The organism is Domibacillus sp. 8LH, from assembly GCF_038806185.1.
GTDB lineage: Bacteria > Bacillota > Bacilli > Bacillales > Domibacillaceae > Domibacillus > Domibacillus indicus_A.
Genome location: NZ_JAVJNG010000207.1, coordinates 1 through 258, shown reverse-complemented (window position 1 = coordinate 258; position 258 = coordinate 1). Strand labels below are relative to the sequence as shown.

Genomic DNA, 258 nt, shown 5'->3' with positions numbered 1-258 from the left:
CCTCGAGGCAAGTCACGATGTAACGTAATATGTTCTGGCGTATTCATCTCAAAGCGGTCAATAATGTGATGGAAATAGCTGACAAACTCCGTCCGTTCCTTTTGAAGTGGATACTCTTTTGCATCCATTTTAGATAACTGCAGTAGATCATTAACCATACGGATCATACGGTCTGTTTCATTTTGTGCTTCATCAAGGAACTTAGGCGAAATCTCCTTAGCTTTCCAGGCACCATCGGTTAATGCTTCTATATAGCTC

1 protein-coding gene is annotated in these 258 nt (G+C 41.5%); it reads right to left on the bottom strand.

The window, feature by feature from the left end; all coding sequences use genetic code 11:
• Positions 1 to 258 (bottom strand): histidine kinase dimerization/phospho-acceptor domain-containing protein (locus tag RG959_RS24455; RefSeq protein WP_342799331.1); only part of this gene is annotated, 258 nt, incomplete at both ends.